We start from the raw sequence: 21,556 nt of genomic DNA on the forward strand, positions 1-21,556 counted from the left end.
GATAATATGAAAATTATTTTTTTAGGAACTGGTGCAGGGATTCCTTCCAAGGAACGAAATGTCACTTCCATTGCACTTCATATGGCACAGGAATTAAATAGTACGTGGTTATTCGACTGTGGCGAAGGAACACAGCATCAAATACTCTGTACATCTATCAAGCCAGGGAAAATTAATAAAGTATTCATTACACACTTACATGGAGACCATATTTTTGGGTTGCCAGGATTTCTTAGCTCTCGTTCCTTTCAAGGTGGGAAGGATGAATTGCAACTGTTTGGTCCCCCAGGGATTAAACAATATATTGAAACAAGCCTACAGCTCAGTGAAAGTCATTTGACATATCCATTAACAATCGTGGAAATAGAAGAAGGGAAAATTTATGAAGATGCGAATGTAACTGTTTTTGCAAAGAAACTAGAACACGGTATTCCAAGCTATGGTTTTCGTATCGAAGAAAAAGACAAGCTAGGAGAATTACAAGTTGATAAGTTAATGGAGATTGGTATTCCCCCTGGTCCCATATACCAGAAAATTAAAAACAATGATGTGACAATTGCTCCTGATGGACAAGAACTGCACCGACATCAGTTTCTTGGTCCAAATAAGCCTGGTAGAGTCATAACTATTTTAGGAGATACTCGATTTAATAAAGCATTTCAATCTTTTATAAGAAACTCGGATTTACTCGTCCATGAAGCAACCTTTAGTGAGGAACAGGTGCTATTAGCAAAAAATTATTACCATTCTACGACAGCACAGGCTGCGCAAACAGCAAAGGATGCTGGCGTCAAAAAACTCATATTAACCCATATATCTTCCCGATTTCAAAAGGAGGATTATCCAAGGTTATTGGATGAAGCAAAAGCTATCTTTCCAAATACAGAGCTTGCCTCTGATTTCTTAATGCTCGATATCCCATTAATTAAAGGAGTGGATGAGATTGATTAAAATAGCTGAACTTGTTCAAAACCAAAGACAGTTTTTCTTTACGAACCAAACAAAGGATTATTCGTTTCGGATTAACCAGCTAGATAATTTAAAGCAAATGCTTAAAACATACGAACGTGACATATACAACGCATTAAAAGCAGATTTAAACAAATCCGAGCACGAATCGTTGACAACCGAAATGGGTTTACTTTACAGCGAAATTGATTTTGCGAAAAAAAATCTTAAGAAATGGATGGCACCTGATAAAGTAGAACGCCCAATTACACACCAAGGAACAACAAATTGGATATACAAAGACCCATATGGTGTTACTTTAATCATCTCTCCATGGAATTACCCTATTCAATTAGCAATCGCCCCTGCTATTGGAGCTATTGCTGCTGGTAATACCGTTATTCTTAAACCGTCGGAATTAACACCAGCAACATCAACATTATTGGCGCAAATGGTCAGTCACTTCTTTGAAGCTTCCTTTTTTACTGTTGTAGAAGGAGACAAAGAGACGAGTCAGATGCTTTTAAAACAGCGCTTCGATTATATATTTTTCACAGGAAGTACAGCTATTGGCAAGGTTGTCATGGAAGAAGCTAGTAAACACCTTACTCCAGTAACACTAGAATTAGGAGGTAAAAGTCCAGCGATTGTAGATAAAGATGCAAACCTTGAGCTTGCAGCAAAACGAATTGTATGGGGCAAATTTACTAATGCAGGTCAAACCTGTGTTGCACCTGATTTTCTTTATGTTCATAGACAAGTAAAGAAAAAGCTACTAAAGCAAATCCGCAAGTATGTTAGAGAGCTTTATGGTAAATCCCCTCTCGAAAACAAACAATATGTACGTATTGTATCGAAACGACATTTCAAGCGTTTATGTAGCTTTTTAGAGGATGGTCAAATTGTTATTGGCGGAAAGAGCGATAAAACAAGTCTACAAATCGAACCAACTGTTTTAGAGGGTATAACTTGGGAAGATTCAATTATGCAGGAAGAAATATTTGGTCCATTACTCCCTATCCTTCCTTTTGATCATATTGATGAAGTAGTTGCAGAGCTGCAGCAAAAAGAAAAGCCGTTAGCACTTTATTATTTTGGCAACAAAAAAAGAAAACAGGATTCGATTGTTTCGCAACTTTCCTTTGGCGGTGGGTGTATGAACGATACATTGTATCATCTTGCAAACCCGCATCTCCCCTTTGGTGGTGTTGGTTCAAGTGGGATGGGCGCTTATCACGGAAAATATAGCTTTGATACATTTACCCATCAAAAAAGCGTCATGAAACAAACAACATCATTTGATTTACCCTTTCGCTATCCTGGTGGAAAAATTACAAGTGCCATTATAAAAAGATTTTTCTAAAATTCGACCGTTTACGGACAAGCTAGGCTCTAGGATATTATTATTTCTTATAATCATCTAAAAAGTCCTTTTGAAAGCTTGTCCGTGGTTCATTTTCTTGCTTTTCTTCGGTTAGCACTTTAAATGGATTTTCACCATATTTCTTCGTAAGCTTCTCGATTACAGCACTAATCTTTTCTTTGCCTTCTTCCTTTTCGTACGAAAAGATATCGAGCTGTTGCGCGATATTTTTCTTTTCTTCTACATCCTGTAATGTAATACCTAACAAACGAATAGGCTCTCCATTCCAGTGTGATTGCAACATTTCAAGTGCAATGGAAACAATCTCGTTTTTACTATCAATATATTCATAGAGTTTCTTGCTACGCGTGATCGTTTTGCGATCATGATAGCGGATTGTTAGCTGCAGGCTAAGAGCAGCAGCTTGCTTGCGCTTTATTCGTTTTTCAACATTATCGGCCAAAACTTGAATCAATTGTTTTAATTCACGTTCGTTTACTGTATCTTCTGGCAGTGTTTGTGAGCTTCCAATACTTTTAAATTCATTCACAGCTTCAGGATCTACAGGGCTTGGATCAATTCCATTTGCTCTATTTTTCAAGCGTTCTCCATTTATTCCTAGTAGACGCTTTAAAACATAACTATCTGTAGCAGCAAGATCCCCTATAGTTAGTATGTCAAGCTTGCGTAGCTTTTCTGCCGTCTTCGTTCCAACTCCATACATTTCTTCAATTGCGAGTGGCCATAATAGCGTTGGGATATCTCTTTTTCTCAATATCGTGATTCCCATTGGCTTTTTCATGTCTGAAGCCATTTTTGCTAAAAATTTATTTGGAGCGATACCAATACTACATGGTAAATGTAAGTTACGTTGAATATCTGCTTGGAGTTTTTTTGCAATTTCAATAGGATTACCTTCTACCTCCGTAACATCCAAATAGCCTTCATCAATGGATACTGGTTGAATATATGGGGTAATCTCTGCAAGCATCTTAAATATTTGACGCGAAGCTTGCCGATATCGATTGAAGTTAGGGCGCATGATAATAAGATTTGGGCAAAGCTGCTTCGCTTTCCACAATGGCATTGTTGTTTTTACACCTTTCGCACGTGCTTCATAGCTACTCGTAACAATAATCCCTTTTCGTTCTTCTGGATTACCTGCAATGGCTAGTGCTTTCCCTTTAAGAGCAGGGTCGTAAGCCATTTCGACAGAGGCATAAAAACAATTCATATCAAGATGAAAAATTACTCTAGCTTTATTTTGCTTCTGCTCATTCATGCAATTACTTCCTTTTCAGAACAATTGTTTGCATCCATTATAGCACATTGGTTAGCTTCCGATAAAATGGAAGCGCTCGTTCCTATCAACTTTCAATAAATAAAAACAAGGCTACGCTCATATGAGAATAGCTAATTTAACTTCATTTCCCCTACTTCTAATAAAAAAGCAGGTGCAATATTCACCGAATATTTGCCCTGCTTCACTCTTCATTCTCTTGAAATCATCTTCTATTAAGAGCGATTTGCAACTTCCTCTATTATCGCAGCAATGAGCTCGCTGATCTTCACCAATTCATGCACTGCAATTCGTTCATTCGTTGTATGAATCTCCTCATACCCAACAGCTAAATTAACGGTAGGTATTCCAAAGCCAGCAATAATATTTGCATCACTACCACCACCACTTTTTAACAAGCTACTTGTTCTGCCGATCTTCTTTGCGGCATCCCGAGCTACTTCAACTACTTCATCTCCTGCTTGCTGTTTAAAGCCTGGATACATGACCTTCACTTCTACTTGTGCTTCGCCACCGTATTCATTTGCTGTTTCTTCAAATGCTTGCTTCATCTTTGCTACTTGCGCTTCCATTTTCTCAGCTACAAGTGATCTTGCTTCTGCTAAAATTTCTACATAATCACAAACAATATTCGTTTGTTTGCCACCTTCAAAACGACCGATATTTGCAGTGGTTTCCTCATCAATTCTACCGAGCGGCATTTTAGAAATGGCTTTAGCGGCTAGTGTTATAGCGGAAATCCCCTTTTCCGGAGCTACACCAGCGTGTGCTGTTTTTCCCTTAATTACCGCCAAAATCTTTGCTTGTGTGGGAGCAGCAACAATAATATCTCCAACTTCTCCATTACTATCAATCGCATAGCCGAATTTTGCATGGATGTGCTTTTTATCTAGAACCTTTGCTCCAACTAGACCAGATTCTTCCCCGACTGTAATGATAAATTGAATATCGCCATGTGGTACATCGTTTTCTTGTATCATTCGAATAGCTTCAAAAATCGCAGCGAGACCTGCTTTATCGTCCGCACCGAGAATCGTCGTTCCATCTGAAACAATGTATCCATCTTTAATAGACGGCTTAATTCCTTTTCCTGGAACAACTGTGTCCATATGTGATGTGAAATAGATTGGATCCGCATTTAATTTATTCCCTTTTAATGTACAAATTAAATTTCCTGCTCCATGCCCCGTTAGTTTCTTCGCATCATCCTCGAACACTTCTACTCCAAGGTCTGAAAATTTCTTTTTTAGCACACTAGCTATTTCTGCTTCATGCTTTGTTTCCGAATCAATTTGAACCAATTCAAAAAATTCTTGTACTAATCTTTCTTCGTTAATCTTGACCATGATTGATATCTCCTTCAATTATAAAACTTACGTATTTCATTATCATATCACTTTTATTACCTCGCCGTCACATAAGACACATGAGGATTTATAACGGGATGTTTCCGTGTTTTTTTGCAGGACGTTGTACCGTTTTATTTTGTAGCATTTCCAAGGCTTGCACAAGCTTTATTCGTGTTTCTCGTGGATCTATAACGTCATCCACCATCCCTAAGCCAGCCGCAATATATGGATTTGCAAATTTTTCGCGATAGGTTTCGATTTTCTCCTGCCTTGTTACCTCTGGATTGTCACTTTCAGCGATGTCCTTTGCAAAAATAATATTCGCAGCCCCTTCAGGTCCCATTACAGCTATTTCTGCATTTGGCCATGCATAGACAAGATCAGCACCAATTGATTTACTATTTAGTGCGACATATGCACCACCATATGCCTTCCTTGTAATTACAGTTATTTTAGGAACCGTTGCTTCTGAATACGCATACAAGATTTTCGCACCATGGCGGATAATGCCACCATGTTCTTGTTTCACACCAGGAAAAAAGCCTGTCACATCTTCGAATGTAATTATCGGAATTTGGAAGCAATCACAAAAGCGAATAAATCGAGCAGCTTTATCACTTGAATCAATATCAAGACCACCGGCCATATATTTTGGCTGATTACAAACTAAGCCAACTGTTCTTCCTTTTATTCGTGCAAAGCCAACGACTATATTTTTTGCAAACTGTGCATGAATCTCAAAAAAGCTATTTTCATCTACAACTTGTTCGATTACTTTTTTAACATCATAAGGACGAACTGAATTAAAGGGAACAACATCAGTTAGCTCAGAACGGTAATCGTTTAAATCTTCCTCTAACGGCAATTCTGATGGCTTTTCTTTGCTGTTAGCAGGTAAATAGCTTAAAAGCTGTTTAACATAATCTAATGCCTCTTCCTCTGTTGCTGCTTGCATATGTGCATTGCCACTTGTTGAATTATGTATTGCCGCACCACCAAGTGCTTCTGAGGAAATTTTCTCACCAGTTACCGTTTCAATTACTTTAGGACCAGTAATAAACATTTGCGACGTTTTTTCTACCATAATTACAAAATCTGTGATTGCCGGAGAATAAACAGCTCCACCTGCACTTGGACCCATAATTACCGAAATTTGTGGGATAACACCTGAATAGATGGAATTTCGATAAAATACTTGACCATAGCCGTCGAGAGAGGAGACACCTTCTTGAATCCGAGCTCCACCTGAATCGTTCAATCCAATAAATGGTACTCCGTTCTCTGCAGCTAGATCCATGACATTGGCAATTTTTCTTCCGTGCATTTCACCTAGCGCTCCACCATATACGGTGAAATCCTGAGCAAATAAATACACAGGTTTTCCATTTATCTTTCCGTAGCCTGTTACTACACCTTCGCCTTTTGCAGTTGCACTATCCATTCCAAAATCACTGACTCGATGTTCGATAAAAGGATTTAATTCAACGAATGATCCATTATCCAAAAGATACTCAATTCGCTCACGAGCTGTTAGTTTTCCTTTCGCATGCTGCTTATCGATACGTTCATCTCCACCACCAAGCTCAACGGACCTCCGCTTATCATATAATTCGTTAATTTTATCAAAAATATCCATCCTTATTCAGATCCTTTCATTTGCTCACATAATTCAATTAAAACGCCATGAGCAGATTTTGGATGGATAAATGCGACTTTTGTATCGTGTGCACCTTGTGTAGGAGCATCGTTACTAAATTTAACACCATTTGTTTTCATTTGTGTCATTCGTGCTTCAATATTGTCAACATCAATGGCAATATGATGTATTCCTTCTCCTTGTTTTTCAAGAAAACGTTTTATACTAGAATCCTCGTGTAGAGGTTCTAGTAGCTCTATACGCGTTTCACCAATACGAAGAAAAGCTACCTTTACCCCTTCACTTTCAACATGCTCCACATGCTCTAGATCTAAATGCAGCATATCTGTGTAAAAGGAAAGCGCTTGCTCTATATTTTGCACTGCGATTCCGATATGGGCTATTTTCTTTGGTTTTGAAACGACGTGACCATTTACCTGCATAAGTTCCTTAATAAAGCTTGCTAAAGCATCTGTTGTCGAACCACTAGTGAAGATTTTCTTGATTCCTTGTTCAAGTAAGTATGGAATATCTTCACTTGGAATAACACCGCCACCGATTACCGGGATATCTCCTGCATTTCTTTGTTCCAATTCTTGCACAACTTTTGGAAATAGCGTGCGATGTGCGCCAGATAATGAAGATAAACCAATGACATCTACATCTTCCTGAATTGCAGCTTGAGCGATTTGCTGAGGAGATTGACGTAATCCTGTATAAATAACTTCCATTCCATGGTCTCGTAATGCTTGTGCTATCACTAATGCCCCTCTATCATGTCCATCTAGTCCAGGTTTTGCGATTAAGACTCGAATCTTTTTCATGCTTTCTCCCCCCTATATTCCTGAATATTCACCAAATTCATCGCGTAAAACATTGCAAATTTCCCCAACAGTTGCATATGCTTTCACTGCATCTAAAATATATGGAATTAAGTTACTACTTTGATTTTGAGCATGTTTTTTAATGGCCTGTAATGAATTATCGACAGCAGCTTGGTCTCGGGTTGAACGAATATTTTTCAAGGCATTTATTTGTGCTTTTTCTAAGGCTTCATCGACCTTTAGTAAATCCGGGTTTACTTCTTCTTCTAAGACGAACTTATTTAATCCAACAATAATTTCATCTTTTCGTTCAATCCTTTTTTGTGTTTCGTATGCGTTTTGGTGAATTTCACGCTGCATGTACCCCTCTTCAACAGCTTGAACAGCTCCACCGATTGCTTCAATTTTTTCTAAATAAGCATTAATTTCTGCTTCGATCCTATCTGTTAATTCCTCAACAAAATAAGAACCACCTAGAGGATCAACTGTATCCGCAGCTCCGCTCTCATGTGCAATAATTTGCTGGGTTCGTAGTGCAATTCTAGCAGAATCTTCAGTTGGTAGTGATAACGCTTCATCTCGGGAATTCGTATGTAAACTTTGTGTTCCTCCCATTACTGCTGCTAATGCTTGTAATGTAACACGGACAATATTATTATCTGGCTGTTGCGCAGTTAATGTAGATCCACCAGTTTGTGTATGAAAACGAAGCTTCCAGCTTTTTGGATTTTTAGCTCCATAATGGTTTTTCATAATCTTTGCCCAAACGCGACGAGCCGCTCGAAATTTGGCGATTTCTTCAAAGAAGTTGTTATGCGCATTAAAGAAAAACGCAAGCCGAGGTGCAAACTGATCAATATCTAATCCAGATTCAAGTGCTGCATCCACATATGCCATCCCATTGGCAATCGTAAATGCGGCTTCTTGCACTGCGGTCGATCCAGCTTCGCGAATATGATAGCCAGATATACTGATCGTATTAAATTTTGGAACATGAGCTTGACAATATTCAAATATATTCGTTATCAATCTCATGGAAGGCTTTGGTGGGAAAATATAAGTACCTCTTGCGATATATTCTTTTAAAATATCATTTTGAATCGTACCCGTTAATTGTTCTAGAGGTACTCCTTGCTTTTCACCTACAGCGATGTACATACAAAATAAAATCGAAGCAGGTGCATTAATTGTCATCGATGTACTTACCTTATCTAATGGAATGTTATCAAAAAGCTGTTCCATGTCTTTTAAGGAATCAATCGCAACTCCTACTTTCCCGACTTCTCCTTCTGCCATCACATCATCAGAATCATAGCCAATTTGGGTTGGTAAATCAAAGGCAACCGATAAACCAGTTTGTCCTTGCTCTAACAAATAACGAAATCGTTTATTTGTTTCTTTTGCAGAACCGAATCCAGCGTATTGACGCATTGTCCAAAAACGACTTCGATACATAGTAGGTTGAATTCCTCGTGTGTAAGGAAATTGTCCTGGAAAGCTAAGCTTCTCTTCATCATACTCGTTTTTCGAATAATATAATCGATCAACTTCGATATTGGATGAAGTCGTAAATTGATCTTCCCGTTCAGGAAAACGCTTACTTAATTCGTTACAATCATCTTTCCAAGCTTGTTCATACTTATTTTCTGTATTCATTGTATCCAAAACCCCCTTGTTCAAATGAGACACATATTATAAACAACAGAAATTAGTAAAACAGTTAAATAAAAACGATATATTTTCCTTGTCCAATCTGGATTTTAACGTTAAAATACAAATAGCATTATGGATGAAGGAGGAGAACTTCATGGCAGCAAATCAGCCACAAAAGACATCTACGAAAAAGAAGTCAAAGCGAGAGCGCAGAATAACATTAATTGTGTATATTATGATAATTGCAATGCTACTATCCACTTTAACAACTGGGCTAATCGCCTTTCTTTAAAAAGAAATGATTTAATAAGATGCAACCAAGGAGACTGGTTAGTTATGTAGAACCAGTCTTTTTAATTTTATATTTTATGACTACATCACTTTTTTTGAACTTTTTCTTAATGATTAAATAGTCTTCCATTTCCCGAAGAAGACGATATAGATTAGCGCGAGTCTCAAATTCTTCCTTTGATGTAGGCATATCTTCATCATGAAAAACTGTATATAAATCATTTAATTCCTTAAGAAATAGAATGGCAGTATTCCCCGGGTGAACTGCTTCGGAAAGTCTTTCAAAGAAATTAGCAATTTCCTCTGACATCGGATCTTTGAAAGGAAGCTTCGTAACTAATGGAAGCATTCTTTTTAAAATATCAAATTGCTTTGTGCGCATATTAAAATAATCATAATATGTATGCTCTGAACGAAGCATATGATTTTCCCTATCGCGTTCAACTAGTTCAATTGTTTCTTCAAGAATATGTTCTGTTTCTGTTATTTCCTTCCCATCCCATGTCTGGTTCTTATCTCGAATATAAGCAGCAATTTCATAAAGGATGATGCGAAAATTCGTTTCAAGTTTCTTTTGCTTTTCTCTTAATTGTTTATCCATACTCGGCATATAGAGATTGACAATCAAACCAATACCGATTCCAACTAGGATTAGCATGAATTGATTAAACAAAAACACGTAATCAATATGACCTGCACTATATAGGTTAATAATGATAACAGAGCTGGTCGTAATCCCTTGCGTTATTTTCAACAATACAGTTAATGGAATAAAGAAAGCTAACATAATACCAAGAACTATTGTATTGTATCCGAGTATTTCAAAAAAACCAAACGAAAGTATACTTGCTAATACACACGCGGCAAATCGATCCCATGCACTTAATACCGATCTTTTTCTAGATGGTTGAATGCAAAGCATCGTCAATATTCCCGCGGAAACGAAATTAGTTAATCCTAAAAATTGCGCAATGGCTATTGCAACTGGTGTGCCAATCGCAGTCTTTATTGTTCGGTAGCCAATTTTCACCTTCATATCTCCTCAATTAGAACTTCCTTTTATAAACGATGAAAATAAGGCTGACCCGCAATTAATGAGACAGCCTTTTTTCATTTCTACAGGTAATGTTATACTTCCTCACAATGATTATCAAAAATTTGTTGTAGCTTTGTCATTACATCCATTGCATTAAAGCCTTCGATGTCATGACGCTCTAACATTGTAACAATTTTTCCATCTTTTAAAAATGCAAATGACGGAGAAGAAGGAGGAAATCCTTCAAAATATTCTCGAGCCCTTTCTGTTGCATCCTTATCTTGACCTGCAAATACAGTTACAAGATGGTCTGGACGCTTGTCATAATGAATTGCATTTGCTGCAGCTGGTCTCGCAACACCACCCGCACAGCCGCACACAGAATTTATCATTACTAATGTTGTTCCTTTACGATTAAGCGCTGCATCTACTTCCTCTACAGTCTTTAATTCCTCATAACCAGCTTCTCGTATATCTTGACGTGCTACATCTACTACGTCATTCATAAATAAATTAAAATCCATGCAAACATGCATCTCCTTATTAAAAGTATTTATAAGTTAACCCATTAACTTATAAATTAGCTTATCAATATTGCTTTGAAAATTCAATTTAAAAAATTGACTGTTAGTACATTTGCACTGTTTTATCGTTCATGTTTTCTAGTATTTCTTTTACCCTTGCTAAAAACTGTCCGCAAATTAGCCCATCTAATATACGATGGTCTAACGATAAACAGAGGTTCACCATATCACGCGCTGCAAACATATCATTAATGATTACCGGACGTTTCACAATCGATTCCACTTGTAATATTGCAGCCTGCGGATAATTAATGACTCCCATCGACTGAACTGATCCAAATGAACCGGTATTATTTACTGTAAAAGTACCACCTTGCATATCTTCAGAAGTAAGCTTTCCGTTTCTGGCTTTCATCGCTAATTCATGAATATCTCGAGCAATACCTTTGATGCTTTTTTCATCAGCATTTCGTATGACTGGAACAAATAACTCCTGATCTTTAGCAACAGCAATGGAAATATGAATGTCTTTCTTCTGGATAATCTTATCGCCTGCCCACATGCTATTTAATTGTGGAAACTCCTTAATAGCTTGTGAAATTGCTTTTACAAAAAACGCAAAAAACGTTAAATTAAATCCTTCATTTTGTTTAAATGTTGATTTTACTCGATTTCGATAAGCAACAAGATCCGTTACATCTACCTCAACCATCATCCACGCATGCGGAATTTCTGTTTTGGCGCGAACCATGTTTTGGGCAATAACCTTTCGTACCCCAGTAACTGGAATTTCCAAGTCTCCAGCAACACTACCTGGAAAGGGAGCCTTTGTTGTTTGAGAAGTATGTTTGGTAACCGATCTTTGTTCAAATGCTTTTGCCTGTTCTTCTTTCTGTTCTACACCTGGCTGTATACCTTGTTCGATAAGATGTTGAATATCCTTCCGGGTGATGCGGCCGCCTCGACCAGTCCCGGTTACTTGTTCAAGATCAATATTATGTTCCTGTGCCATTCGTAACACGGCGGGTGAATATCTTATTTTCATTGAGGTATCGCCATCTTCTTTTGTTTCTTCAGATACATTGTTAGTCGCTTTCTCCGTGTTTTCCACATTACTAGCATTTGCTTCTTTATCATCTGTTTCAATCACACAAATTAACTCTCCAACTTCAATCGTATCTCCTTCGTTCGCAATTAACTCTGATATTGTACCTGCGAAAGAAGAAGGAACCTCTGCGTTTACTTTATCTGTCATTACTTCTGCAATCGGATCATATTTATTAACTGTGTCCCCTTCTTTAACTAGCCAGGTACTAATCGTACCTTCCGTGACACTCTCACCAAGCTGAGGCATTGTTATTTTCTCTTTTGCCACTGAAATCCCTCCTTAATCCTTCAACATTATTCATTAAAACGCTGCTAATTCTCTTATTGCTTTTTCAACTTTGTCCGGATTAATCATGAAGTATTTCTCCATTGTAGGCGCATAAGGCATGGCAGGAACATCTGGTCCAGCAAGTCTTTGAATCGGAGCATCCAAGTCAAACAGACAATGCTCAGCAATAATTGCTGCAACCTCACCTATGATACTCCCCTCTTTGTTATCCTCTGTTACTAGTAGTACCTTCCCAGTTTTACGCGCTGCCTCTATAATTGCTTCTTTATCAAGTGGGTATACAGTTCGTAAATCTAGAATATGTGCATCAATACCTTCATCAGCAAGCTTTTCAGCTGCTTGAAGTGCAAAATGTACACATAAACCGTACGTAATGATGGTGACATCCGTACCTTCTCGCTTTATATCTGCTTTACCAATCGGTAATACATAATCTTCCTCTGGTACCTCACCTTTTAATAATCGATATGCACGTTTATGCTCAAAAAAGAGTACAGGATCATTATCCCGAATGGCGGCCTTTAACAACCCTTTTACATCATATGGTGTAGAAGGCATTACTATTTTTAATCCTGGTTGATTCGCAAACACTGCCTCAACAGATTGCGAATGATATAACGCACCGTGTACACCGCCACCATATGGTGCGCGAATCGTTATCGGACAATTCCAATCATTGTTAGAACGATATCTGATTTTCGCTGCTTCAGATATGATTTGATTCACAGCCGGCATAATAAAATCGGCAAATTGCATTTCAGCTACAGGGCGCATTCCGTACATCGCCGCACCAATGCCCACCCCTGCAATTGCTGATTCCGCAAGAGGCGTATCTAAAACACGATATTCTCCAAAACGATCATACAAACCATCCGTCGCTCGAAAGACGCCACCTTTTTTTCCTACGTCTTCACCAAGAACAAATACTTTTTCATCACGTTCCATTTCTTCTTTTAAAGCAGCTGTCACTGCTTGAATATACGACATAATAGCCATTTAGAATCCCCCCTATTCCTCGTATACGTATTTTAATGCTGATTCTGGTTCTGCATAGGCAGCATTTTCTGCATAATCTGTTGCTTCATTAACGAGTTGATCAATATCTTTGTTTATGTTCGCTTCAATCTCATCTGTTAGGATGTTATTTTCTTTTAAGTATGCAGCAAACGTAAAAATGGAATCTTTCTTCTTTGCTTCATCTACTTCGTCTCGATCTCGATAGAGTCGATCATCATCATCACTAGAATGTGCGGTAAGCCGGTAAGTTACTGCCTCAATTAATGTTGGACCTTTTCCAGCGACCGCTCTCTCTCTAGCTTCACTTACTGCTTCAAACACAGCAAGCGGATCATTTCCATCCACTGTTATACCAGGCATACCATAGCTTGCTCCACGATCAGCGACACTTTCACATGCTAACTGTTTTTCGAGTGGTACCGAAATCGCATATTTATTATTTTCTACCATTGTAATTACTGGTAGTTTATGTACACCAGCAAAGTTTAATCCTTCATGGAAATCTCCTTGATTGGATGATCCTTCTCCTAATGTCACAAAGGAAGCAAAATTCTTTTTCTCCATCTTAGCAGCTAACGCTACACCTACTGCATGTGGAACTTGAGTAGTTACTGGTGAAGAACCAGTTAATATTCGGTTCTTTTTTTGTCCAAAGTGCCCTGGCATTTGACGTCCACCTGAATTAGGATCCTCTGCCTTTGCAAAGCCTGAAAGCATAATATCCTTTGCTGTCATACCAAAGGCTAAAACCACTCCTAAATCTCGATAATATGGTGCTACATAATCATGTTCACGATCAAGCGCGAATGCTGCCCCTACTTGTGCAGCTTCTTGTCCTTGACAAGAAATAACGAAAGGAATTTTTCCAGCACGGTTTAATAACCACATTCTTTCATCAATCTTACGCGCTAAAAGCATTGTCTTAAACATTTCAAGTACAGTATCATTGGATAAACCAATTTGTTCATGACGCATTTTTGCCATCTAATATCCCTCCTTATTTTAATTACTAGCCGTGAATTTGCTGTCCTTCTACAGCTAATGCCGCCTCTCCCATTACCTCTGCAAGCGTTGGATGTGGATGAATAGTATGAGCGATTTCCCACGGTGTCGCATCCAATACTTTTGCAAGTCCTGCTTCCGAAATTAACTCTGTAACATGAGGGCCAATCATGTGAATTCCTAAAATATCATCATTCGCTTGATTTGCGATGATTTTAACGAAGCCATCACTTTCTCCGTAAACTAATGCTTTGCCAATCGCTTTAAATGGAAATTTTCCTATTTTCACATTAAATCCAGCCTCATTTGCTTGTTCTTCTGTTAAACCAACTCTAGCAACCTCTGGATTAGAATAAATACAAGATGGGATTGCTGAATAATCTATTTCAGCAGGATGTTGACCTGCCATATGCTCGACTGCAACAATTCCTTCATGAGAAGCGACATGCGCTAGCTGTAATCCACCAATAACATCTCCAATTGCATATATATGCGCTTCTTTCGTTTGATAGCATGTATTCGTTTGGATGACCCCATTCTCTACAATAATGTCGGTATTCTCAATTCCGATATTCTCTGTGTTTGCTGTTCTTCCAATTGAAAGCAGTATTTTTTCGGCTTGGAGCTTCTTTACTTCTTTCTTCCACTCGACATCAATGGAAACCGCTCCATCCTTTTTCACAGTTTCAGGTAATATTGTTGCTTGCTTTAAAAAGGTAATCCCTTTTTTCTTTAACAATCGTTCAACTTCTTTAGAGATAGCCAAATCCTCCGTAGGTAAGATGTGTTTTGAAGATTCGATAACTGTCACATCTACCCCAAAATCTGCGAGCATCGATGCCCATTCAATTCCAATTACACCGCCACCAACAATTATGATTGAAGCAGGAAGTTCCTCAAGCTGTAATGCCTCATCAGAGCTTAAAACAAATTCACTATCAAATTCAAGTCCGGGTAATGAACGTGGTTTTGATCCTGTGGCAATTAGCACTTGTTTAGGAACAAGCATTGTATTCTCATCCCCGTTTTCATATTCAATAGAAATCGTACCAGGCATGGGGGAAAATATGCTTGGCCCTAAAATACGCCCAAAGCCGTGATACACATCAATTTTTCCTTTTTTCATTAAAGATTGCACACCTTGATGTAACGTTTCGACAATATTGCTTTTTCGATCTTGAACACGTGTGAAATTTAATGAAATATCATTCGTTTCAACACCGAATTTACTTGCCTCTTTTGTTTGTTTATAGACCTCTGCACTTCTTAACAACGCCTTTGATGGAATACAGCCTCGGTGAAGACATGTACCACCAAGCTTTTCTTTCTCAACAATGGCCACTTTCATCCCTAGCTGCGAAGCGCGAATAGCTGCTACATAGCCACCGGTTCCGCCACCAAGTACAACAAGATCATATTCAACGGTCATTCACCCTCACCCCTTCAATTAAATTCGGATAATGCTTTGGAGCTTCTTCATGACGTAGCACACGTAAGCTTCCTTCTGCAAGTGCCTGTAATTCATTTTCACCTGGATAAACAATAACATCAGAGATCCAGTCTACACGCTTGGAAATCAAATCTACAAATGATTTCCCATATGCAAGTCCACCAGTTAAAATGATGGCATCTACTTTCCCCTCTAGCACAGCACTCATTGCTCCTATCTCTTTTGCAATTTGATATGCCATGGCATCGTAAATTTTTAAAGCATATTCATCGCCATTTGCAATTCTTTGTTCTACTTCAACCGCATCATTTGTTTGCAGATAAGCCATCAAACCGCCTTTTCCAACTAATTTTTCCATTATTTCATGCTGATAATATTGTCCAGAAAAACAAAGAGATACAAGATCTCCAGCCGGAACTGTTCCTGCACGTTCTGGTGAGAAAGGACCTTCACCATGGAGTCCGTTATTTACATCAATTACCTTTCCATTTCGATGAGCTCCAATCGTTATGCCACCACCCATATGCGTGACGATGAATTGCGCACGGTCATAGGCTTTTTGTAAATCTTTCGCTGCTCTTCTTGCAACTGCTTTTTGATTTAACGCATGAAATATACTTTTTCTAGGCAATTCAACCACACCAGAAAACCGCGCTATCTCATCTAATTCATCTACTACTACAGGATCTACAATGTAAGCATTTATATTTAGGCTATAAGCAATTTCATGCGCAATAATACCGCCAAGATTTGATGCGTGATCTCCATTAAACCCTGTTTTGAGATCATAAAGCATTTGATCGTTAACGATATATGTGCCACCTTCAATCGGTTGAACAAGCCCACCTCTAGAACAAACTGCGTTTAATTTTGAAATATTTATTCCTTCATAATCTAATTGTTCAAGAATTACTTTCTTTCTAAATGCATATTGATCAATAACATGCTTATAAATAGAAAGCTCTGAAGCATGATGTCGAATCGTCTTTTCGAAAATGCAAGTATCATCATCGAATACACCAATTTTAGTAGACGTTGAACCTGGATTTATTACAAGTATACGAAAAAATTGCTGCACAAATTTGCCCCCCGTGGCATTATCTTCTGCTAAGTATATGCAATCCATTTTGCAAAAATTGACTTCTTGAATTCCTTACCGATGCAATCCGTTCTTCTGCCATACGATCTGCTGCAACATAGGAAGGAATGTTATCTCTTTTCGATATTTCAAATACCTTTAACAAGGAATCATAAATCGTTTCCACCTTTTTTAATGCGCGTTCTTCATTATAGCCAAGAAGCTCATCAGCAACATTGATGACACCGCCTGAATTAATCACATAATCAGGAGCATAAACAATCCCTTTTTCATGGAGCATGTCACCGTGCTTGGATTCTTTTAGTTGATTGTTTGCAGAGCCAGCAATAACCTTTGCTTTTATTCTTGCAATTGTGTCGTCATTTATCGTTGCACCAAGCGCACAAGGTGCGTACACATCGCAGTCTACATCATAAATATCTTCAGGATCAACAGCTTTTGCACCAAAGCTATCGACTGCTCGCTGTACTGCATTCTTATTTATGTCTGTAACGACTAAGCTTGCACCTTCTTTATGTAAATATTCACAAAGAGTGAACGCAACATTACCTACCCCTTGTACAGCTACCACTTTTCCTTCAAGGGAGTCATCACCAAACGCTTCTTTCACAGCAGCTTTCATTCCTTTATAAACACCGAAACCAGTTACTGGAGATGGATTCCCTGAAGAATTCGCACTCGAGGTTCCTGTTACATAGTCAGTTTCAAGATGAATGATATCCATATCCTGCTCTGTTGTACCAACATCCTCGGCCGTAATATATCTTCCATTTAACCCTTGTATATATCGTCCAAAGGCACGAAACATCTCTGGATTTTTATCCTTCTTAGGATCTCCTATAATAACGGTTTTTCCTCCACCTAAATCTAAACCTGCTGCTGCATTTTTGTAAGTCATCCCTTTTGCTAAACGTAGGGCATCTTCTATTGCTTCCTCTTCCGATGCATAAGTCCACATTCTCGTCCCCCCTAATGCAGGGCCTAATGTTGTATCATGAATAGCAATAATCGCCTTTAATCCAGAATTTTTGTCCTGACATATAACAAGTTGTTCGTAATCGTATTTTTCCATATAAGTAAAAATTTCCATGTTATTTCCTCCTTTAAAATGTTTTTAATGCAGCTAATGCTAAATAAAGAGATAGAAGCTTATTCGGAGCCGAATCTGCTCTCGATGTTAATACAATTGGAGCACTTGCTCCCCCCACCATCGCTGCGACCTTTGCATTGGCAAAACATGTGAATGCTTTATATAATGCATTTCCTGTTTCAAGTGATGGAACGAGTAAAATATCTGTTTCCCCAGCAACATCGGATTCCACCTGTTTTTCTTCCTTTGCTCGCGTAGAAACCGCAATGTCAAATTGTAATGGACCATCAACAATGCAATTTTTAAGCTGTCCTCTTTTTTGCATTTGAGTTAACAATGCAGCGTCTACGGTGGAAGGAATCGCTTCGTTTACTACCTCAACTGGTGCAATCGCCGCAACCTTTGGACATTTTACGCCAATCGAATTTGCAACAAAAACAGCATTTTGAATGATTTGTGCTTTTTCTTGTAAGCGAGGTGCAATGTTCATTGCGGCATCCGTCAAAAAAATCACTCGTTTTCTACCTGGAATTTCAAATAACGCAACATGTGATAACACATTTCCAGTGCGTAAGCCTTTATCCTTGTGAAGCACGGCTTGTAAGAGATTCTTCGTAGAAACATCTCCTTTCATTAGGACATGTGCTTCCTGATTGTGTACAGCTTCGACAGCGGCATCGCAAACATCATTTATTGGCGCTTGTATAATCGAAATATTGGGCGAAGCGACATCTAAGTGAATTTCATTGGCCATTGCACGAATTGCTTTTTCTTCTCCATATAATTGAAATCCACAAAGATTATCCTCGATTGCAAGCTTTACCGTTTTTAGCACCTCTAAATTTGCCGCATTTGCAATTGCTACTACATTTGAATGATTCGTTATTTGATTTCTTATCGATGCGATTTCTTCCATTTTAATAACTTCAACCCCTCATATATATACTTGCAAATATCGTGCCAACTTTTTTATTTTGAAAGCGCTTTATTTTATTTAATTTTAACTATGCAATAATTTGCAGGCATGCAGTTTATTGCAGGTCATTTTGTTCAATTTGATATTTCTCCATCTTATAATATAAATTCCGTATGGAAATGTTTAATTGCTTTGCAGTTCTTGTTTTATTAAAATTATTTTGTTCATATGTAGCAACTATATATGCCTTCTCGAAGTTCTCCATCGCATGTTGAAGTGTTTCATCCTTGTTAAACTTATTGAAAGCCTGTCCTTGTTTTGCTTTTATTTTTGGATGTAAATCAGAAAGATGATGTTTTTGAATCATTTCCTCGTTCATATCCATATAAATCATCGCTCGTCCGATTACATTTTCAAGCTCTCGTACATTTCCTGGCCAATCATATGTATAGAGTGCTTGCAACGCATCATCCGCAATAGAAGAAACATTTCTACCATAGTCCTGATTTATCTTATGAATTATATGTTGGATTAAATCTGGAATATCATCAAGTCTTTCAGATAAAGAAGGTATAAAGATAGGCAATCGATTTAAACGATAATATAAATCCTCCCGAAAGCTTTTGTTCATGATTGCTTTTTCTAAATTAACATTTGTAGCAGCAATAACTCGAACATCAATCGTGATCGGGTTTGTTCCGCCAACACGAATGATTTCATTTTCTTGAAGGACGCGAAGCAATTTAGCTTGCATTCCTAAAGATAACTCTCCAATCTCATCTAGAAAAATACTTCCAAAGTTCGCTTCTTCAAATAACCCTTTTTTGCCTCCCTGTTTTGCTCCAGAAAACGCACCTTCCTCATAACCAAATAATTCACTTTCCAATATCGACTCTGCAATTGCCGCACAATTGACTCGGATAAACTTTTTGTGTTTCCGATCGCTTTCATTATGAATTGCATGTGCGAACAATTCCTTGCCTGTTCCTGATTCTCCCCTTAGCAATACAGTTGCAGGTGTTCGTGCACCAACCTTAGCCTGTTCTAAAGCAAGCTTCATTTCTGAAGAACTGGCAATAATATCATCAAATGTATATTTCGCTTCTAAATTCCGAATAATTTGTCTTGCTCGCTTTAATTCACTCGTAAGTGTTTTAATTTCAGAAACATCGTGAAGTATTCCAACACTTCCTTTTATTTTTCCATCTACAATAATCGGTGCTACATTTACAATAACATCCTTTTTACTCGGACCAACTTTCATTCGAACTCCTCGAACTGGTCTTCGTGTTTGCAACACCTTCATATGCATACTTTCACCTTCAGAGATATCAGTTGCGGCAGGTTGTCCAACAATTTCCTTTTCTGTTAGTCCTGTGATTCTTGTATAGGCTGGATTTATCATCATGCCTATTCCGGATTCGTCTACTACACTAATTGCTTCCTCAGAAGAATAGATAATTGCTTCGAGCATTGTTTTTATTTCTTTTAAATCAGTATTCTCTTCTGCTAAATTCACTACTTCTGTAATATCTTTAAAAACTGCGAATGCACCGACTAATTCACCGTTTGCATTAATAATTGGAATTCGAGTAGTAATTACTTTCTTTCCGTTTTCGAGAAATAGCTTCTGATTAACTTCTTTTCTTCTGTTTCTTAATATAATAGGTAATCTTGAGTCACTTATTATTTCTCTAACAGGGTTGCCAATAAAATCAGACTTATTAACTCCTACAATCTTTTCTGCGCTTTTATTAACGAACTTCACTACACCATCTTTATCAACAACAATCATACCGTCTTTGATATTATTAAGAATCAGCTCTTGATTATATGTCTGTAGCTTTAACTTGCTAAGTAAAGCTTCCTTTTCATCAAATAGCTCAGAAATGATGTAAGCGACACTTCCTGGTATTACAATCGTTTTACTTCCCCTAGCCTTTAGAAGTGCTTCAAGTACTTTTTCATCGCCTGTTGCTTCCACAATAATATCAACTTCTTCATGATCATGGAGCCATTTTTCCCAATCATATCCAATCGGTACATTTAACTGCTGAGCGATTTTTAATCCTTTTGCATTTCTATTACGATCGATGACACCTCGGATTTCCATTCGATTTACAGCATGCAAAATTTTTAATAATGATGTACCGCCGTTTCCTGCGCCAACAATAAGAACTCGTTTCATAAGATCCCACCTTGCAACATTATGCATGTTTTTATCTTACGGGATAATGCACATTATTTCAATTTCTTTTTCATTTCTAATTTATATTCATCTGTTATACTAGAATTAGAAAAATATTACGAAGGAGAACATGTATGGGAAGAATTATTGCCGTTTTATTACTAGTTATTCCAGGTATATTTTCCGCCATTGGAATAAAATTGATGCGTGATGCTTTGTTTAATGAGTTCACACCGCTATTTATTCATATTGGCGTCCAATTTACGGTTGGAGTACTATTATTTCTTTTTGGACTAGCATTTATTGGTGGGTTTATCATCCACCGAGATCGTAAAAAACAAAATACAGATCAAGCATGTAATGCATGCATAAAAAATAGGTGAGCGCATATTCGACACCTATTTTTTTGTTTGTTATTTCCCTTTTGTATGAATTATGTGTTATTATTTTTAATAAAACTTTTAAGAATTTTCT

Annotated in this window: 19 protein-coding genes; 4 read left to right on the top strand and 15 right to left on the bottom strand. The window is 37.8% G+C overall.

Annotated elements, in window-relative coordinates:
- Positions 1-6 precede the first annotated feature (6 nt).
- Positions 7-951, top strand: a complete 945-nt coding sequence (gene rnz, locus QBK89_RS07010) for a ribonuclease Z (protein ID WP_284140329.1) — start codon at positions 7-9, stop codon at positions 949-951.
- Entirely contained in the window at positions 938-2,311 is a 1,374-nt protein-coding gene (locus QBK89_RS07015) for an aldehyde dehydrogenase (protein WP_284140330.1), read from the top strand. Before rnz ends, QBK89_RS07015 begins: the two co-directional genes overlap by 14 nt.
- Positions 2,312-2,351: 40 nt before the next feature.
- Here the strand turns inward: QBK89_RS07015 and QBK89_RS07020 are convergent, their stop codons facing one another.
- The 5 genes from QBK89_RS07020 to QBK89_RS07040 form a co-directional block, all read right to left on the bottom strand.
- A complete protein-coding gene (locus tag QBK89_RS07020; protein ID WP_284140331.1) occupies positions 2,352-3,593 on the bottom strand; it encodes a DNA polymerase IV in 1,242 nt (413 codons plus the stop codon).
- Between the two features lie 233 nt (positions 3,594-3,826).
- Positions 3,827-4,957, bottom strand: a complete 1,131-nt coding sequence (locus QBK89_RS07025) for a M20/M25/M40 family metallo-hydrolase (protein WP_284140332.1) — start codon at positions 4,955-4,957, stop codon at positions 3,827-3,829.
- Positions 4,958-5,045: 88 nt separating this feature from the next.
- On the bottom strand, positions 5,046-6,596 hold the full coding sequence (locus QBK89_RS07030; RefSeq protein WP_284140333.1) for an acyl-CoA carboxylase subunit beta: 1,551 nt from the start codon (positions 6,594-6,596) through the stop codon (positions 5,046-5,048).
- Positions 6,597-6,598: 2 nt separating this feature from the next.
- The gene (gene mce / locus QBK89_RS07035; protein ID WP_284140334.1) at positions 6,599-7,420 is read right to left on the bottom strand and encodes a methylmalonyl-CoA epimerase; all 822 of its coding nucleotides are present in this window, start codon (positions 7,418-7,420) and stop codon (positions 6,599-6,601) included.
- 12 nt (positions 7,421-7,432) lie between these two features.
- Positions 7,433-9,076, bottom strand: a complete 1,644-nt coding sequence (locus QBK89_RS07040; protein WP_284140335.1) for an acyl-CoA mutase large subunit family protein — start codon at positions 9,074-9,076, stop codon at positions 7,433-7,435.
- 151 nt (positions 9,077-9,227) lie between these two features.
- Here QBK89_RS07040 and prli42 point away from each other — a divergent pair, with 151 nt between their 5' ends.
- A complete protein-coding gene (prli42, locus tag QBK89_RS07045; RefSeq protein ID WP_284140336.1) occupies positions 9,228-9,365 on the top strand; it encodes a stressosome-associated protein Prli42 in 138 nt (45 codons plus the stop codon).
- Between the two features lie 42 nt (positions 9,366-9,407).
- On the opposite strand, the gene QBK89_RS07050 is transcribed toward prli42, so the two are convergent.
- The 10 genes from QBK89_RS07050 to QBK89_RS07095 form a co-directional block, all read right to left on the bottom strand.
- On the bottom strand, positions 9,408-10,394 hold the full coding sequence (locus tag QBK89_RS07050) for an aromatic acid exporter family protein (RefSeq protein WP_284140337.1): 987 nt from the start codon (positions 10,392-10,394) through the stop codon (positions 9,408-9,410).
- Between the two features lie 98 nt (positions 10,395-10,492).
- The gene (locus tag QBK89_RS07055; protein ID WP_284140338.1) at positions 10,493-10,924 is read right to left on the bottom strand and encodes a BrxA/BrxB family bacilliredoxin; all 432 of its coding nucleotides are present in this window, start codon (positions 10,922-10,924) and stop codon (positions 10,493-10,495) included.
- A gap of 103 nt (positions 10,925-11,027) precedes the next feature.
- On the bottom strand, positions 11,028-12,299 hold the full coding sequence (locus QBK89_RS07060; protein ID WP_284140339.1) for a dihydrolipoamide acetyltransferase family protein: 1,272 nt from the start codon (positions 12,297-12,299) through the stop codon (positions 11,028-11,030).
- Between the two features lie 33 nt (positions 12,300-12,332).
- Positions 12,333-13,316 carry an alpha-ketoacid dehydrogenase subunit beta gene (locus QBK89_RS07065; protein ID WP_284140340.1) on the bottom strand — a complete coding sequence of 328 codons (984 nt, stop codon included), beginning with the start codon at positions 13,314-13,316 and terminating at the stop codon, positions 12,333-12,335.
- Between the two features lie 12 nt (positions 13,317-13,328).
- Positions 13,329-14,321 (bottom strand): thiamine pyrophosphate-dependent dehydrogenase E1 component subunit alpha, encoded by a 993-nt coding sequence (locus tag QBK89_RS07070; protein ID WP_284140341.1) that lies wholly within the window; start codon positions 14,319-14,321, stop codon positions 13,329-13,331.
- Positions 14,322-14,346: 25 nt separating this feature from the next.
- Positions 14,347-15,768, bottom strand: coding sequence for a dihydrolipoyl dehydrogenase (gene lpdA, locus QBK89_RS07075; RefSeq protein ID WP_284140342.1), 1,422 nt, complete (start codon positions 15,766-15,768; stop codon positions 14,347-14,349).
- Entirely contained in the window at positions 15,758-16,867 is a 1,110-nt protein-coding gene (gene buk / locus QBK89_RS07080) for a butyrate kinase (RefSeq protein WP_284140343.1), read from the bottom strand. The genes lpdA and buk overlap by 11 nt, the downstream gene beginning before the upstream one ends.
- A gap of 19 nt (positions 16,868-16,886) precedes the next feature.
- Complete coding sequence (locus QBK89_RS07085; RefSeq protein ID WP_284140344.1) at positions 16,887-17,978, bottom strand: Leu/Phe/Val dehydrogenase; 1,092 nt, start codon at positions 17,976-17,978, stop codon at positions 16,887-16,889.
- A gap of 13 nt (positions 17,979-17,991) precedes the next feature.
- Positions 17,992-18,894, bottom strand: a complete 903-nt coding sequence (locus tag QBK89_RS07090) for a phosphate acyltransferase (RefSeq protein WP_284140345.1) — start codon at positions 18,892-18,894, stop codon at positions 17,992-17,994.
- A gap of 115 nt (positions 18,895-19,009) precedes the next feature.
- A complete protein-coding gene (locus QBK89_RS07095; RefSeq protein ID WP_284140346.1) occupies positions 19,010-21,082 on the bottom strand; it encodes a sigma 54-interacting transcriptional regulator in 2,073 nt (690 codons plus the stop codon).
- 134 nt (positions 21,083-21,216) lie between these two features.
- Between QBK89_RS07095 and QBK89_RS07100 the strand changes: the two genes are divergently transcribed.
- A complete protein-coding gene (locus QBK89_RS07100) occupies positions 21,217-21,465 on the top strand; it encodes a DUF2627 domain-containing protein (protein ID WP_284140347.1) in 249 nt (82 codons plus the stop codon).
- The last annotated feature ends 91 nt before the right edge of the window (positions 21,466-21,556 follow it).

Source organism: Virgibacillus sp. LDC-1, assembly GCF_030137545.1.
Taxonomy (GTDB): domain Bacteria; phylum Bacillota; class Bacilli; order Bacillales; family Amphibacillaceae; genus LDC-1.